The sequence below is a fragment of the Streptomyces sp. NPDC060232 genome (assembly GCF_042726555.1).
Lineage (GTDB): Bacteria > Actinomycetota > Actinomycetes > Streptomycetales > Streptomycetaceae > Streptomyces.
In genome coordinates this window covers 25,517-41,116 of the sequence record NZ_JBHXAG010000029.1, presented here as the reverse complement: position 1 = coordinate 41,116, position 15,600 = coordinate 25,517, and the positions used below count along the sequence as shown (strand labels likewise).

Sequence of the window (15,600 nt, the reverse complement as noted above, 5' to 3'; positions counted from 1 at the left end):
GCCTCAGAGCCGGTCGGGGCGGTTGGCCGCGCGCAGGGCGATCCGGGTGTGGGACTGGGCCACCCCCGCCTCCCGCTTCAGGCGGCGCAGCAGCCCGTCGAGGGCGGCGGGGTCGGCCGCCCGGGCACGTACGAGGTAGTCGTGCGCGCCGGTCACATGGACGACCTCGGTGATCCCGGGGAGCTTGTCGACCTGCCGCTCGAACTCCTCGTTGGTGGTGTCCTGGCGCAGGGTGACGTCGATGAAGACGACGAGGCCGCCGGCCGTGTCGGCGGCCGGATCCACCACGACGGTGAACCCTCGGATCACCCCCTCCCGGCGCATCCGGCGCACCCGGTCGGCGGTGGCGTTGGCGCTGAGGCCGACGCGGACACCGAGGTCGCGGTACGAGATCCGCGCATCCTGCTGCAGGATGCCGAGGATTTCCCTGTCGAGGCGGTCCATGCCGCGATTCTCGCAGTCGGGGCCGATATGCGCGCTCGTACCGCGGGGGTGAAGGCCGACGCTGCCCCGTATGAGCGACCTGATGACGCCGGCCCTGGCGGGCGCCGCCGCCGGTCTGGGCGTGGCGATGCCGATGGGTGCGATGAGCGTGCTGCTGCTCCAGGAGGCGATACGGCACCACCGGACGGCGATGGCCGCGGCCGCCGGCGTAGCCGTGGTCGACCTCGGCTACGCCGCCCTCGCCACGGCCGTCGGCCCCTGGGTGGCCTCCCACATCTCCCCGGTGGAGGCCTGGGTGCGGCTGGCCTCGGCGGTGATCCTGCTGGCCATCGCGGCCCACGGCCTCGCCGGAGCCCGCCGCGGAGCCCCGGCCCCGCCGCCCCCGGGTCCGGATGGTCCGGGCGCGGCCGGCGGCACCGCGGGAGGTGCGCGGACCGCCACCGCCCTCCGCCCCGCCAGGACCTTCGCCCGCTATGTGGCCCTGACCGCGGTCAACCCCACCACCGCCCTGTACTTCGCCGCCCTCACCACGGCCCAGGGCGCCGTCCTCGGCTCCGGCCCGGCGGGGGCCGCCTTCCTCCTCGGCGTCGGCGTCGCCTCCCTCCTCTGGCAGCAGTCCCTCGTGGCCATCGGCTCCCTCGCGGGCGCCCGCATCTCCCCGACGGCCCGCGTCTGGACCTTCCGCCTGGGCTACGGCCTGGTCGCCGCCTACGCGCTGAAGATCGCCTTCCCGCTCCCGTGACCGCCCCGCCCTCCGGGCCGGCGGCCGCGGTACTCGGTCCCGTGAAGAGGGGGATCTGCGGTTTCGAGCCGCCCTTCCTGGTGGGAGTCGACGCGGTCCGGCACACGCACGGACCACGGCTGGCGGCGCTCGTCGGCCGGGGGATCGGCGTGCCGTGCGCCGTCCGGTTCCCGCGCCGACCGCGCGGGCCCCGGCCGAAGTACTGTCGCCCGTAGACGACTTCGACCGATCCGACCTGGGGTGGACCCGTGACGACGACCCGGCTCTCGGCCCGCGCGGCCATCGCCTCCGTGACCGACACCGGCAGCTTCACCGAACTGCCCGCACCCCCCGGGGAGTCCCCGGCCGACGGCCCGCTGGCCTGGGCCGGCTACGACGCCTCCCGCGCACGCGCCACCGAGCGCACCGGCGAGCACGAGTCCGTCGTCACCGGCACCGCCCGCATCGGCGGCCATGAAGCCGTCCTGGTCTCCTTCGAGTTCGGCTTCCTCGGCGGCTCGCTGGGCCGGCGCACCGGAGACCGGCTCGAAGCCGCGTACGCGCACGCCCGCGAGCACCGCCTCCCCCTGGTCTCGCTCATCGCCACCGGCGGCTCCCGTATGCAGGAGGGCATGCTCGCGCTGACCCAGCTGCAGCGCGTGGCCCGCCAGAGCGTCCTGACCCGGGCCGCCGGACTCCCCCAGCTCGCCGTCCTGCGCGATCCGACCACCGGCGGCGGCTGGGCCACCCTCGGGGCCGGCGCAGACGTGGTCCTCGCGCTGCCCGGCGCGCAGGTCGGCTTCGCCGGGTCCCGGGTGCGCCCGGCGGACGCGGACCCTACGGCGTACACCGCCGAGGGGCAGTACGCCGCCGGTCACGTGGACGCCGTGGTCCCCGCCGCCCATCTGCCGGGCACCCTCGCCGGCTGGCTCCGCGTCCTCGCCGCGCCCCGCTCCGGCGGGCCGGTCGAGCCCCCGGCCGCACTGGCCGACGTACGCCCGCCCGCCACCGGCTGGGACGCCGTACGGCAGGCCCGGGACCCCGGCCGACCACGCGCCGAGGCGTACCTGGACGCGTACTTCGAGCTCCGCCTGCACCTCTCCGGGGACCGGGCGGGCGGCACGGACCCGGGTGTGCTGTGCGGATTCGGGCTGCGGGAGGGCCGGGCCGTGGCCTACGCCGCCCAGTGCGGCAGCGCCACCCGCCCGGCGGGATACCGCACGGCCGCCCGCGTGGTCCGCCTCGCGGACCGGCTCGGGGTCCCCGTGCTCACCCTGGTGGACACCCCGGGCGCGGCCAACGACGCCGCCGCCGAGCACGCGGGCGCGGGCGCGGCCATCGCCGACACCTTCGCGGCGCTGGCGGCGGCCACCGTCCCCGTCACCACCCTCCTGATCGGGGAGGGCGGTTCGGGCGGCGCCCTGGCGCTGGCCGCGCCGGGGAACACCTGGGTGACGCCGGACAGCTACTTCTCGGTCATCGCCCCGGAACTGGCCGCGGCCATCCTCAAGCGCCCCCCGTCGGCCGCCCCCGCCACGGCGGACCAGCTCCGCATCCGCCCCCAGGACCTGGTGGCCCTGGGCGTAGCCCGCGGCATCGTCGGCCCGGCCTGATCCACAGGACACGGCCCGTCGGCGGCGGGCCGGCGGCCGGAGGCCCCTGCGCCAAAGCCGTGTCACCTGCCGGGTATGACGGCGGACTCCCGGATGATTCCGTGCCCCTCCTTCACACCCCGCGGGATCGGGCGAACCTGGCCGGGCTGGTCCCCACGTGCCGCGCGAAGTGCCGTGCGAGGTGGGCCTGGTCGTAGAAGCCGGCCTCCGTAGCCGCCTGCGCCGGCCGGGCCCCCGCGAGCAGCAGGCTCCGTGCGACCGCGACCCTCCGCCCCGTCAGGTACGCGTGCGGCGGCAGCCCGTAGGCCGTCCGGAAGCTGCGGATGAGGTGGGTGGGATGGACGTGGCCGAGCCGGGCCGACGCCTCCGCCAGCGTGATCCCCTCCACCACGCGGGCGTCCAGCAGCTCGCGCAGCCGTACGGCCAGCCGCGCGCCCGGCGCGGACCCGGCCGCACCGGTCGCCCCGGCCGCCGACGGCTCCCCGCGCCCCGCCAGCCACCCGTGCAGCCGCTCCTGTACGAAGGCCAGCCGCGACTGTGCCTCCAGAGGGTCCCGCTCCCGCTCCCCGAGCGCCAGGTGCAGCCCGTGCACGCGCTCGCGCAGCGCGGGGTCGGCCAGCAGCGGCGCGTCCACGGCGGCTCCGGTCAGCCGCTCCGGCAGCACCGTGGTGTCCAGGTACAGGACGCGCTTGCAGAAGCCCGCCTCGGTGACGGTCCGTCCGTCGTGGACCACCCCGGGCGGCAGCAGGACCACCGCGTCCGACACCCCGGCGCCGTGGCGTTCCCGGTCGAGGGCGAAGTCCACCCGCCCGCCGTCCACGATCATCAGCGCCCAGGTGTCGTGCACATGGGCCGGATACGCGTGCTCGGTGAAGCGGGCGTGGAAGACCTCGGCGATGCCCGGCACCGGCGGCTGCCAGGCGCGCACGGTGCTGCGCGGCGGAGGTATCGCGGCCATGTCAGGAACGTACAAGACCGGCCGCCCGCCCGACGCCAGGCTGTCCGCATGACGACACAGAAGATCGACATCGCCGGGAAGCTGGCCGGTTTCACCGAGCAGTGGTCGCCGCGCCGCATCGCCCGCGTCAACGACTACGAGGTCAAGGTCGCCAAGGTCCGGGGGGAGTTCGTGTGGCACGCCCACGAGGACACCGACGAGCTGTTCCTCGTCGTCTCGGGCACCCTGACGATCCGCCTGCGCGACGGGGACGTGGTCCTGGGCCCGGGCGAGATGTTCGTCGTCCCGCGCGGGGTGGAGCACTGCCCGGCGGCCGACGAGGAGGCCCACATCCTGCTCTTCGAACCCTCCGGCACCGCCAACACCGGTGATGCGGGCGGCGAACGCACCCGCGAGCCGGTGGACGCGTAGCCGGTCCGGCCGCGGCCGGGTGTGCCGGGGTGCGCGCCCGGACCGGCACGACCGGGACCCGGCGCGACCGGCCCCGGCGCGGGTCGGCGCGGGCCGGCACGCGCGTCGACCCCCACCAGCCGGCAGCGGGCAGCATCGCCCGGCAACCACCCGATGCCGTCCGGCCCAGCGGTCCCAGCGGCTACGCCTGCGGGGAGTGCGCGTCGTAGCGGGCGAAGTTGCGCCAGCGCAGGGCGAGCAGGCCCACCACCAGTACGCAGGCCAGCCCGCCGCATGTGACGGCCATGGCCGGGGAGGTCAGGTCGGCTGCGGTCCCGGCGAGGAAGTCCCCGAGCCGGGGCCCGCCCGCGACGACCACGATGAAGACGCCCTGGAGGCGCCCGCGCATGTCGTCGGGGGTGGCGGCCTGGAGCATGGTGGTGCGGAACACCATCGAGACGGTGTCCGCGTACCCGGCGAGGGCCAGAAAGAACAGGCCGAGCCACAGGTTCCGCGTGAGGCCGAACACCGCGATGGCCAGCCCCCATCCGGCCACGGCCAGCAGGATCGCCAGCCCGTGCCGCCGGATGCGGGACTGCCAGCCGGAGAACAGCCCGCCGATCAGCGCCCCGGCGGCTATCGCGGCCACCATCAGGCCGACCGTCTTCGCGTCGTCCCCGTACCAGAGGACGGCGATGGCGGGGAACAGCGCCTTCGGCTGGGCCAGCACCATCGCGGCCATGTCGGTGAAGAACGTCATCCGGATGTTGGGCCGGGTACCGAGGAAGCGCAGGCCGTCGGCGACGGAGGCCCTCCCCCGCGCGCCCTCGGCCCGGTCCGGCTTCATCGACGGCAGCCGCCACATCGCGTAAAGCGCGGCGGTGAAGGTCACCGCGTCGATCAGGTACGCCCATTCGTAACCCCCGACGGCGACGATCAGCCCGCCCAGGGCGGGGCCGACCATCGTGCCGAACGTCATGGTCACGGAGTTCAGGGCGTTGGCCGCGGGAAGCTGTTCCACCGGCAGCAGCCTCGGGATCATGGCGGACCGCGCCGGACCGCTCAGCGCCCCGCAGACGGCCTGGAGCGCGACGACGGCGTACAGGAACCAGACATGGTGGTAGCCGAGCAGCGCCGCCGCGGCGAGCACGATCGACAGCGCGGCGGCGCCGAGGGAGCTGTAGAGGCCGAGCTTGCGCCGGTCCACGGTGTCGGCGATGGCCCCGCCGTAGAGGCCGAAGACGATCAGCGGGACGAGGGAGAAGAGCCCCACCAGGCCGACGGCGAAGCTGGAACGCGTGATGTCGTAGACCTGGAGCGAGATCGCAAGGGCGGTCATCGCCTGGCCGACCCAGGAGATCGTCCCGCCGAACCACAGTCTCCGGTAGTCCGGGGACGTGCGCAGCGGGGTGAGGTCGGCGAATATTCGCCGCCGGGGGCGGGGCGGCGCACTGGTACGAGTCACATCGGATGATAAGCATCAGCCCGTCGGCGCCCCCAGGACGCCGTCCGCCGTCCTCACACACCGGCAACAGTCGCCCCACCCTGCTCCGGGCTCCCGGCACGGGCGGCTCATTGCCGGTAACCCGCCACTATCACCGGACATTTGACTGATTCGCCGTGCGCTCCCCACCTCGTGTTCGGCTCATGATGAAAAGACTCGTATGTCCAGGGAGGCGTAGTGATCGAACCTGGCAACAGCACCACGAGCACCGGCACGACGCAGAACACGGTGCCCCCCACCGTGCCCCTCACCGTCGGCGTCGAGGAGGAGTTCCTGCTCGTCGACGCCCGCACGCTCCGGGTGGTCCCCGCCGCCCCGCTGGTCCTGGCGACGGCCGCCGGGATGCCGGGCGAGATGCACCCGGAAGGCACCCGCTACCAGGTGGAGATATCCACCCCGGTCGCCGACTCGGCGGCCTCGCTGCGCGCCGAACTCGTCGCGCTGCGGCGCACCCTCGGGCGGGCGGCCCGCGCCCACGGCTGCCGGCTCCTGGCCGCGCCCTCGCCGGTCGTCGCGGTGGAGGGGCCGCTGCACCTGACGGATGACCTGCCGCGCCAGCGCGAGCAGCACCGCCGCTTCGGCGCGCTCACCGACACCCTGGTCAGCTGCGGCCGCCACATCCACATCGGCACGCTCGACGTGGACACGGCGGTGGCGGTGTCCAACCGGATCAGACCATGGCTGCCCACGCTGATCGCGCTGGCCGCCAACTCGCCGTTCTGGGGTGGCCGCGACACCGGCCACTCCAGCTGGCGGGCGATGGCCTGGTCCGGCTGGCCCTCGGCGGGCCCGCCTCCGCACTTCACGTCCACGGCCCACTTCCGGCGCTCCGTGCAGACCCTGCTCGGGTCGGGGGCGGCCCTGGACACCAAGATGGTCTACTGGGACCTCCGCCCCTCCGGTCACTGGCCGACGCTGGAGTTCCGCGCGCCGGACATGTCCCCGGCCGTCGACTCGGCGGTCCTGCAGGCCGAACTGGCCCGCGCGCTGGTGGCCACGGCGCTGCGCGAGATCGGCGAGAAGCGCCCCGAGCCGGCCCTGCGGGACGACGTACTGCACCTCGCGCGCTGGCGGGCGGCCCACGACGGCCTGGAGGGCTTCGGCCTCGACCCGTACACGGGCGCGGAACTCCCGGCGGCCGACCTCGCGGAGGCCCTGCTGGACCTGGTCGCCCCGGAACTGGCCGCCGCCGGCGACCTGGACCACGCGGCCAAGACCCTGGCCGGCCTCCTGCGCGACGGCTCGGGAGCCCACCGCCAGCGAGCGGCCTACGCCCGCCGCCAGGACCTGTCGGACGTCCTGCGCCACCTCGTGGACGAAACGGAGGACTTCTGACCCGAATGCCCGCCGCTGCGGCGGGGCGCCTGCGCCCGCCGCAGCCGCAGGTGCCCGCGCGCACCTGCGGCTGCGAGACCGTGGCGGCCGGAAGCGGACCGGAAGCGGTCCGGGGCTTTCCCCGGCAGCGGCCGACCGGGTCTCCTGACGGAGGTCCGCGGATGCGGGCGCCGGAGCGAGGGAGGCCGCCATGAGCGGGGAACGAGGACAGCGGGAGCCGGTAGCCCGCCGGGGTGCACGGCGATGACGGCCGCCCCCGGCCACGATGACGCCCTTCCCTACCGGGAAGCCACCTCCGACGCCTACGCGACCGCTGCCGCAGGCACGTTCGGCGCGCGCCGGCTCGCCGAAGGCGTCAGCCTGCTGACGGGGCCTTGCCCCCGCTGCCGGGCGGTGATCTCCGTCCACCTGGTCAACGACGTCCTGCGCCGCGGAGTGCGCCGACGGGCCCGGCAGGCACCGCCGCAGCCGTACCGGACGGTGCGGTGCAACTGCCGGGCTCCGCACCCCGGACGGCCGGAGAGCCTGCGCGGCTGCGGCGCGTACTGGAATGTCCTCGTCGAGCAGCGGAGGCAGCCGTGACGACCGGTCCGACGCTGCGCCCGGGGCCTCCCGCGACCCCGGACGACCTGCACCGCGCCCAGTACCAGGAGGAGTTGCTGGAGGGCGGCGAACTGGAGCGCATCCGCTCCGCGGCGCTCGCCTGGCGCAACGGCCTGGCCGGTCTGATCGCCGGCCTGATCGGCTTCGGGCTGGTCAAGGGCCGCTCCGACGTCACCCAGCTGGCACCCGACGCGGCCGCCGCGGTGGGCGTACTGCTGGGCCTCGCGGCCTTGCTCGGGGCACTCGCCGCCTGGCTGGTACTGCGGGCCGCGCACGGCCTGCCCCGGGTGGTCCCGGCCGAGCAGTTGCCCGGCCGGGTGGCGCACGAGCACCAGCTGGCCACCGCCGCCGCCCGCGACCTGCGCCGGGGCAGCGCCCTGGTGGTGGTCCACGCGACGCTGCTGATCGCCGCCGTCGCCGTCACCTGGTACGGCCCGGAGCGGGCGAAGCCGCAGGTGAAGGTGGTCACCCCGGACGTCACCGCATGCGGCACCGTACGGAGCGTCGGCGGCGGAGCGCTCACGGTGCGGACCCGCACCGTGGACATGCGGATCCCGCTCGACCAGGTGCTCGACCTGACGGCCGTGGAGGCCTGCCCGCCCAGGTGAACCGGCGCCCGGGCTCAGCGCCCCATGTGGAGGAACGGGGCCCACAGGGCCGGGAGTTCGTCGCCGAACCCGTCCCGTAGCTCGCGGGTCGCGGCGTGCACGGCCCGGGCCACGGCGTCCGGCGGCAGGTCCTCCTGCCCGGCCACGGCGGCGAAGACCGCCTCGGCGACGTCCGGAATGCTGATCTCGCTGGCCGACCAGACCGAACCGACCACGTCCTGCCAGCCCGCGAACCGCAGCGCGGCGGTCAGGCTGATGGCCTCGTCCATGTTGACCAGTCCGCCGGTCGCCGTGTGGCAGGCCGCGAGGAAGGCCAGCCGGCCGGGGTGCGCGTCCTCCACGAGCCGGGCGACGGTCAGTACCCCGTCGTACAGGACCAGTCCGCCCTCGGAGGGGTCGGCGAGGTCCTGCCGGCCGTGGCAGCCGAAGTGCACGTACGGATGGCGGCGCAGCTCCTCCCGGACCCGCTCGTGGCGGGCCTCGGGTCCATGCAGCGCCGTGTGCCGGTCCCCCGGGAAGAGCTCGGCCAGCCGCTTGGCCTCCGGAACTCTCAAGTGCCGCAGGCCTTCGGCCTCCGGCACCGCCGCGATGAGCAGCCGGGGCGGGACGCCGCCGGGTCCCGTCGGTTTCGTCGCCTCCGGTGCGGGCGCGGCACCGCTCAGCAGTCGCAGCGTGGGCGTGTAGGAGGAGACGGCCCGGTCGATCACGCTCGCTCCGCGGCCCGCCGCGCCGTCGTGGCGTCCGGCGGCGTGCAGTGGTACGAAGGACAGCAGGCTGGTGGGGCACCACCAGATGCGGGGCAGTTCCTGCCCGGACTCGTCCGGCTCCAGGCCGAGCGCCGTCATGACCGGCTCCGCGATCACGTCCCAGGCCCACTCCAGCAGCATGCGGGCGCGGGTCTGCCGGTCCTCGGGCTCGGCCTCCTCCTCGCCGAGAAGGACCCCGAGGTGTCCGGCGACCAGGTCGACCGTCTCCTCGAAGCGCAGGTCGGGAAGCGGCACCACCCGCAGCCCGTCGGAGGAGACGACGAGCGCGTCGCTGCGCCAGCGGCTGAAGTTGATCAGGACGGCCGGGCCGTCCACCGCCCACCCCGAGACCAGGTCCTCCAAGGTGAGCAAGGACGGTCCGGCGTCCGCATCGGTGGCGTCCGGGCCGGTCAGCGACTGCGCCCAGGTCACGGCACGGCCCCGCTCCAGCAGTTCCACGGCCGCCGCGGGTTCCTGCGCGTGGAGGGCACACGCGGCCGCGTCCGCCGCCATGCCGGCCCAGGCCCGCCGTGACAGGTGCAGTTCCTGGTCGGATCGTTCCAGCCCGCGGTGGGCGAGTTCCGGCAGCAGGTGCACGGCGGCCCGGTAGCCCTCCAGGGCCGTGGCCCACTCGCCGCGCTTCCCCGCCAGCAGACCCCACTTCTGGGCGGCGTCCAGCCGCGCCCACGGCCGTCCGCCGGTCGCACCGACCGCCTCCCGCCAGGCGGCGACGGCCGTCGCCGCGTCCGCGGCGTCCCCGGTCAGGTCGTAGCGCATCCGTGCGGCGGTACCCCGGTTGGTCAGGCACTCGGCGTACGTCGGGTGGTCGGCCGGCAGCCGCTCCACAATCACCGCGCACGTCTGCAGCGCCTCGTCCAGCAGGTCGGTCCGGGCAAGCAGTTCACCGGCCGTCATCAGGGATCCCACGTGGTGGTTGAGGAGGTCGATCAGTGCCGGATGCCCCGGCGGGGTGGAGCGCACCGAGGTGCGGCCCGCCTCCACCGCCTCCAGCAGCATCGCCCTCCCCTCCGGGGTGGCGGCGCGGGCCCGGCCCGCGTGGGCGAGGACCAGGGCGAGGCTGGACTGGATCGAGGGGTGTTCCGGGTACGAGGGCAGGGTCGTGCGGGCCGCTTCCCGGCAGCGTCGCACCGCCTCGTCCAGATCGGCCGCGTCCTGGGACATCTCGTGGAGGAACAGCAGGGCCAGGCCCAGCTTCGCCAGGAACTGCTCCCGGTCGGGAGAGCCGGGGCGGGTGCCGTCGCACATCTCCCGCAGCAGGTCGACGCCCTGGGTCAGGTCTTCCTTGCGCCCGTTCCGCTTGAACCGGCTGACCAGGGCGCTGGCGACGATGTCGGCGAGCCACAGGCGCAGTTGCGGATCGAGTGTGTCGTCCGCCAGGAGCGGCTGTCCGGTGCCGGCCACCTCGTCGAGGAGGGCCGGGGCGCCTTCCTTCTCGTGGACCATCAGCAGGGTGGCCAGGCGGTGCCCCTGGGCCAGTAGGTGACCGGGATGGTCCTCGGGCACCCAGCCGAGCATGTCCGTCGCCAGCTCCAGCTTGCGGTCCAGGTCGGCGGCGGCCCCGCGGCCGCGGTAGCGCAGGAGCAGCGCGAGCTGCAGGTGGTGCTGGGCGAGTCCGAAACCGGGGTCCGCCGGGTCGGTCGCCTCAAGGGCCTCGATCAGCTCGTCGAGCCGCTGGTCGGAAAGCCGCCCCTTCCCCGCTGCGAGGAGTTCGGCCTCCATGCGGCTGGCGTCGTGCCGGAGCCGGGCCTGACGGAGTATGCCGAACAGCTTCCCGATCATGCGTCGTCATCCTTACTTGTGCCTGCGGCCGCCGGCGTGCTCCGGCGGCCGCTCGTTCGGAACCGGGCCGCCGCTCATCGTTCGATGCGTGCCGCCCCGTCGGAGGCGGAGCCGGTGAGCACACCGAGCCTTTTCGCCGTGTTCTGGATGAAGTGGACCGTCAGCAGCAGTACTCCGATGTCATCGAGGTAGACGGGGTCGGGGATCAGGTCGACCGGGCTGACGGTGTAGACGAGGGAGGCCCAGAAGGCCACCTTGTTGGACAGGGGGAGGTCCTCGCTGCGCAGCAGCTTGGATATCCTCACGAGCTTCACCGCGAGCACGATCGCGATGCCGAGCATCACGAGGACCGCGACAGCCAGGACGATCAGCACGCCTGTGGACAGTTCACTCAACCGCTTCTCCTCTGTACCGCGCAGGTGGGAAGGGCCGCGGACGACCCTTCTCGTGCGGTCCATCAGAGGTCCCGTCCTGCTTCCCCCGGCAGCTCCCCGCTGCTTCCGGTGCGCTTCCGGGGCGGTTCCCCGCCCGGTACGCGCGGGCTGCGGTCGTAGGCGGTCAGGGCCCCGAAGTCGCCCGCGGTGAGCCAGTCCTGCCCCCGGGGCTTGACCGGGCAGCCGATGAGCGCCAGCCGGTTGGCGACCTTCGAGCGGAAGCCCGGGGAGTCCGAGACGGTGATGTAGTTGAGGCCGCCCAGGTCGGTGACCGGACGCAGGTCACCGAACTGGAGGATCACCGTCCGCGTCGGATGGACCGCGAGTGCCATGCCGAGTTCCAGAAGGACGTTGGGGCGCGCCTGGAGGCTGGGACCCTTCTCGGCCCGCGACTCCCGTCCCTCGTGCAGGTCGGGGTGGAGGCCGACGACGTCGTCGGGCGTCAGCAGGACGACGACCGCCCCGGCCAGCGGCAGCGCCCGGCCGATCGCCTCGCCCAGGGACGGGGTGGCCTTCCCGGTGAGGGCCACCAGCTCCTCCCACTCCAGGGGATTGAGCCCGAGCGCGCGCAGGAAGGTGAAGACCGCGCTGCGGGCCGGTTCGTCCCGGCCGTAGACGACGAAGACGTTCCGCGCCGTCTCCGGGTCCGCGGACCCGGAGGTGATCGGTGGGACGGGGGCTGTGCCGGCGCCGGGCTCCGTCGCGCCCGGCACCTCGGGCGCGGGAACGGGGGCGGCCGCGATGCCCGCGCGGGAGGCAGCCGCGGCGAGGTAGGCCACCTCGTCCTCCATCCGTTCCGCGAAGGAGTGGGCCAGCTCCAGGTCGTCGGCGAACGGACCGCCCCGCTCGCACGGCCCCGCCAGGTCGAGCGCCCGGCCGAGGTTGTCGGCGGCTATCTCCGCCGTGCGGCGCATGTCCTGCAGGCCGGAACGCAGCAGCAGGGCGTCGCGCCGGTACTCCCGGAGCTGCTCCGCCTTCGCGCGGCGGTCCGCCCCTGGCACCCGTACCTGCGGGACCAGCAGGTCGATCGCCTCCCGGAGCCGCCGTGCCTGCCCGTCACGCTGCCAGACCAGCAGCTGGTAGCGGATCTTGGCAGCGTGCAGGAGGTAGCGCGCCAGCGGGGGGACGGCGCTGCCGCCGTCGGACCAGATCCACGCGCTGGCCTCCGGGTCGGCGTCCTGACGTACCGCGAGGACGAACCTGCGCAGCGCGCGCTCGTCGGGTTCGGGCAGGTTCTCCCACAGCGCCAGGCTCGCCGACAGCCGTACGCCGGGATACTGTCCGGGCCGTCCCCGGGCCGCGTCCGGAAGCACTTCGTCCAGCGCCCGGTGCAGCGCCGGATCCGCCGATGCGACCTGCTCCCGCGCGTCGACCCGGGCCAGGTAGATCCGGGACTCGCCGATCGCGTACGGGAGGTGGGCGCCGACCAGTGCCTCCCACTGGTGGTCGAGGATGCGCCACCACAGCCACGGGGCCGACGGCGCAGGGCCGGCCGGCGCGGCGGCCTCCGGCGGGGCCAGCGCCACGGACAACAGGAGCACGTCGTGGTGGCGGCGCAGGATCACCTGGGAGTGGGCGGCCGGGTGCTGGAGGGCGGCCACCGCGTGCTCGCCCGCGTGCGGCAGGCCGTCGGGAGTGGCCGGGGGCATCGGCGGGAGCCCGGTGCCCGGGACGGGGTCGGTGAGGTGCAACAGGGTTGTGCAGCCCCGCCAGATCTGCACCAGCCCCCGGTGGGCGGCATCGGCCGCGGGGCCGTCGGCCGGCAGGACGAGGTGCGCGACGAACTGCTGATCGAGGATCACCGCGGCGCCGCCTCCTGCGATCGGAGCCCGTCGCCGTCCAGACCCTCGAAGTAGCGTGCGACATCGGGGAGCCCGACCCCGCGCAGGTCTTCCGGGCGTACGACGACCCGTAGTTCCGGAGTGACCGGCCGGTCCCGGCAGGCGCGCAGGAAGGTGTCCGCGATCAGGGCGATCAACTCGTGCCCCTGGAGCGCGGTGACCCGCGCCAGACCGGATCCCACCAGCGGGAGCGCGACCGGTCTGAGCAGGCCATGGACTGCGACGGACTCCCACAGCCGGTCGAGGGCGACCCGCAGTTCGTCCGGGCTCGACCGGGCGACCAGGTCCAGCCCCTGTCTGCTGTAGGCGACCGCGAACACCCGGCGGCCGGGCTCGGCCAGCGGCACCGGGACCACCGTCCCGATCGGGTAGCGCAGGCGTTTGCCCCTCGGTTTGTCCCGGGCGCTCTCCCGGCCGACCGGCTGGACGGGTCGCAGCCCCTTGCGCAGTTCCCGGTCGAGCAGCGCCCGGTCGCCGTCGAAGACCCGGTGCAGCAGTTGCCCCTGCACGCTGCCCCGGCTGATGACGAGGTCGTCCTCGGTGGCCGTGTCGAAGGTGTCCCCGAAGCCGGCGACGAGGCTCGCGTCGGTCTCCTCGAAGAGGTCCCCGCTCTTGACGACGACCGTGGTCCGGAGCCGGGGGAACTCGTGGCGCAGCAGCTCGGCGCCGTTGCGTTCGCGCAGCTGCGCCCACAGCCCCTGGAGCGTCGCCAGCGCCGCCTCGTCGTCGGGCCGCTGCGCCACGAGCCGCTCCGCGACCGGGAGGGCGAGCTCGGGCCGGTCCCACTGGGTGTGGGTCCGGATCAGTTCGGCGCAGGCCGCCTCGTACATCCCCGCCAGCCGCCGCACCAGGGGCCGGGCGAACTCCGCGTCGGCCACGTCGCCCAGCGGGCGTCCCCGCCACAGCCCGAGCGCCCGGTTGAGGAGCATCGTCGACGTGGCCGACCCGGTGTGGGCGGCCCGGTGGAAGAGGTCGGTGAACTGCAGGGCGTCGAGGCGGTCCGGGCCGAGCACCAGCCGGTAGGCCGACTCCTGGCCGCCCTGGGTCAGAAGCTGTTCGGTCCGCAGTACGGGCTCGTCCGCACCGCCGGGGGCGGGTTCCAGCGCCCGGCGCAGCTCAAGGACGCGTTTTTGCACCTCGGTGCGGTGGGCCCGGGTGATCCGGCCCCGCTCCGGCTTCCCCCAGAGATCCGTGTACAGGATCCCGGAGGCGACGGCCTCGCCCTCCGCCGCGACCAGGCGTAACAGCAGCTTGGTCGTGAGGGGGGTGAGCCGGATGCCGGTGCCTCCCCGTTCGAGCGTGGTGGCCCCCAGCACGCTCACGTAAACGTCCGTCAATCAGGACTCCATCGCAGGCTCCGTGCCCCCCATGCGGCCGGTCGAGCGTACCAAGGGAGCACCGGCCGCGAAGGGTGGTCCGGGATCATCGCCGTCTCCTGCGCGAACGCCCTCCCGGGCGGGCTCCGCTGGCTATGCTGACGCCATGTCAGCGCCCGGAGCCTCTCCTCGGACACCCCCCGGACCGGACGGGCGTACCGCCCTCGTCGACCGGATCCTGGCCCTCCTCGACCACGCGCTGACGGACTGGGAGCTGCCCCCGCACCGCTGGGAGAAGCTCGCCGTGACCGTCGAGACGCTGATCGCCGCGGAGGCCCGCGGCGGCGAGGAGGAGGCCCTGCGCCGCACCCTCGTGCAGCTGCAGCTCGCGGCCCCCGACCGGGTGATCCCGATCGGCTCCGTGCGGCCGGTGGGGATGAGCGCGCGCCACCGCGAGCGCATGAACCACCTGATCCACACCCTGACGCCCCCCGTGCCCCCCGCGGCTGCGCCGGCCCCGCGGTCCGCGCCGCCCGACGACCGCCGCTGACCTCGGCGCGGCATCGGCACCGATGGCGAGGGTTCCTGCTATTCGGTCCGGCGGCCGCGAAGGAGAAACCGCTCAAGACGTTGAGCGGACGGCTGTCACGATGAGGTTGCTCTGATAGCCGCCTCGGTCGGGGTCGTATGGGGGTGCGCAGGTGATGAGGGTAAGGACTGGTTCGCCCTCACGCCGGAAGACGTCGGCTGGCATCCGGTCCTTCTTGACGATGCGTCGGGCGACGATCTCATACGCGATCGTCGTGTCGTCTCCTCGCTGGACGTCGACGCGGTCGCCGGCGCGTACGTCGTAGAGGGCTGCGAGCTCGCCGAGTCCTCCTGTACGCGAGTCGACGTGTCCGACGAGGACAGCCGAGCCGTGAGCGTCGCCCGGCGCCGGCCCGAAGCGGTACCAGCCCGCCTGGGCGGGGTCGGCCGGCACCTCGGCCCGGCCGTCGTCCCGCACGCCGACAGGAACGACGGGGGCGGACAGGTCGGCTCTTGAGATGACGACGCGAACCGGTGGAGCGCCTTGGGCCCTGGTGGTGCTGTTCTGGTCGGAGGCCCCTATGGAGGGAACGGGCTTCTGCCCGGGCGGCGTTGCCGCCCGGGCAGAAGGATTCGCAGCCGTCCCCGTACCGCGGCCGCCTTCGGGCCCCTGCCCGAAGGCGGCCCACCGGCCCCGATCACCCGAGGGGGACAACAGCCAGGCGGGGACGGCGGCCGCGGCCGCGCCGGCCGCGACAC

Annotated in this window: 15 protein-coding genes; 7 read left to right on the top strand and 8 right to left on the bottom strand. The window is 74.5% G+C overall.

Going from position 1 to position 15,600, the window contains the following annotated elements; genetic code table 11:
- Positions 1 to 3 precede the first annotated feature (3 nt).
- Entirely contained in the window at positions 4 to 444 is a 441-nt protein-coding gene (locus ACFWFZ_RS30510; protein WP_387126527.1) for an Lrp/AsnC family transcriptional regulator, read from the bottom strand.
- A 70-nt stretch (positions 445 to 514) separates the two neighbouring features.
- Between ACFWFZ_RS30510 and ACFWFZ_RS30505 the strand changes: the two genes are divergently transcribed.
- Together ACFWFZ_RS30505 and ACFWFZ_RS30500 are read left to right on the top strand one after the other, a co-directional pair.
- Positions 515 to 1,186, top strand: a complete 672-nt coding sequence (locus ACFWFZ_RS30505; protein ID WP_387126525.1) for a LysE family transporter — start codon at positions 515 to 517, stop codon at positions 1,184 to 1,186.
- A gap of 248 nt (positions 1,187 to 1,434) precedes the next feature.
- Positions 1,435 to 2,778, top strand: a complete 1,344-nt coding sequence (locus ACFWFZ_RS30500) for a carboxyl transferase domain-containing protein (protein ID WP_387126523.1) — start codon at positions 1,435 to 1,437, stop codon at positions 2,776 to 2,778.
- Between the two features lie 112 nt (positions 2,779 to 2,890).
- Here ACFWFZ_RS30500 and ACFWFZ_RS30495 read toward each other — a convergent pair whose 3' ends face one another.
- Positions 2,891 to 3,736, bottom strand: a complete 846-nt coding sequence (locus ACFWFZ_RS30495) for a helix-turn-helix domain-containing protein (RefSeq protein ID WP_387126521.1) — start codon at positions 3,734 to 3,736, stop codon at positions 2,891 to 2,893.
- A gap of 48 nt (positions 3,737 to 3,784) precedes the next feature.
- Between ACFWFZ_RS30495 and ACFWFZ_RS30490 the strand changes: the two genes are divergently transcribed.
- A complete protein-coding gene (locus tag ACFWFZ_RS30490; protein ID WP_387126519.1) occupies positions 3,785 to 4,147 on the top strand; it encodes a cupin domain-containing protein in 363 nt (120 codons plus the stop codon).
- A 181-nt stretch (positions 4,148 to 4,328) separates the two neighbouring features.
- Here ACFWFZ_RS30490 and ACFWFZ_RS30485 read toward each other — a convergent pair whose 3' ends face one another.
- Positions 4,329 to 5,591: an MFS transporter gene (locus ACFWFZ_RS30485; RefSeq protein ID WP_387126517.1), complete on the bottom strand. Its 1,263-nt coding sequence runs from the start codon at positions 5,589 to 5,591 to the stop codon at positions 4,329 to 4,331.
- A gap of 216 nt (positions 5,592 to 5,807) precedes the next feature.
- On the opposite strand from ACFWFZ_RS30485, the gene ACFWFZ_RS30480 reads away from it, so the two are divergent.
- The 3 genes from ACFWFZ_RS30480 (at position 5,808) to ACFWFZ_RS30470 (ending at position 8,176) form a co-directional block, all read left to right on the top strand.
- Positions 5,808 to 6,965 carry a glutamate--cysteine ligase gene (locus tag ACFWFZ_RS30480; RefSeq protein ID WP_387126515.1) on the top strand — a complete coding sequence of 386 codons (1,158 nt, stop codon included), beginning with the start codon at positions 5,808 to 5,810 and terminating at the stop codon, positions 6,963 to 6,965.
- A 243-nt stretch (positions 6,966 to 7,208) separates the two neighbouring features.
- Positions 7,209 to 7,547, top strand: a complete 339-nt coding sequence (locus tag ACFWFZ_RS30475) for a hypothetical protein (RefSeq protein WP_387126513.1) — start codon at positions 7,209 to 7,211, stop codon at positions 7,545 to 7,547.
- Positions 7,544 to 8,176, top strand: coding sequence for a hypothetical protein (locus tag ACFWFZ_RS30470; protein WP_387126510.1), 633 nt, complete (start codon positions 7,544 to 7,546; stop codon positions 8,174 to 8,176). Before ACFWFZ_RS30475 ends, ACFWFZ_RS30470 begins: the two co-directional genes overlap by 4 nt.
- A gap of 14 nt (positions 8,177 to 8,190) precedes the next feature.
- Here the strand turns inward: ACFWFZ_RS30470 and ACFWFZ_RS30465 are convergent, their stop codons facing one another.
- The 4 genes from ACFWFZ_RS30465 to ACFWFZ_RS30450 form a co-directional block, all read right to left on the bottom strand.
- Positions 8,191 to 10,722, bottom strand: coding sequence for a CHAT domain-containing protein (locus ACFWFZ_RS30465; protein WP_387126508.1), 2,532 nt, complete (start codon positions 10,720 to 10,722; stop codon positions 8,191 to 8,193).
- Positions 10,723 to 10,796: 74 nt separating this feature from the next.
- Complete coding sequence (locus ACFWFZ_RS30460; protein WP_387126506.1) at positions 10,797 to 11,117, bottom strand: YkvA family protein; 321 nt, start codon at positions 11,115 to 11,117, stop codon at positions 10,797 to 10,799.
- Between the two features lie 62 nt (positions 11,118 to 11,179).
- Entirely contained in the window at positions 11,180 to 12,958 is a 1,779-nt protein-coding gene (locus ACFWFZ_RS30455) for a CATRA conflict system CASPASE/TPR repeat-associated protein (protein WP_387126504.1), read from the bottom strand.
- The gene (locus ACFWFZ_RS30450; RefSeq protein WP_387126502.1) at positions 12,955 to 14,334 is read right to left on the bottom strand and encodes a macro domain-containing protein; all 1,380 of its coding nucleotides are present in this window, start codon (positions 14,332 to 14,334) and stop codon (positions 12,955 to 12,957) included. The genes ACFWFZ_RS30455 and ACFWFZ_RS30450 overlap by 4 nt, the downstream gene beginning before the upstream one ends.
- A gap of 145 nt (positions 14,335 to 14,479) precedes the next feature.
- Between ACFWFZ_RS30450 and ACFWFZ_RS30445 the strand changes: the two genes are divergently transcribed.
- The gene (locus ACFWFZ_RS30445; protein ID WP_387126500.1) at positions 14,480 to 14,863 is read left to right on the top strand and encodes a CATRA system-associated protein; all 384 of its coding nucleotides are present in this window, start codon (positions 14,480 to 14,482) and stop codon (positions 14,861 to 14,863) included.
- Positions 14,864 to 14,935: 72 nt separating this feature from the next.
- On the opposite strand, the gene ACFWFZ_RS30440 is transcribed toward ACFWFZ_RS30445, so the two are convergent.
- On the bottom strand, positions 14,936 to 15,600 hold a 665-nt coding region (locus ACFWFZ_RS30440; RefSeq protein ID WP_387126498.1), incomplete at its 5' end, for a class F sortase.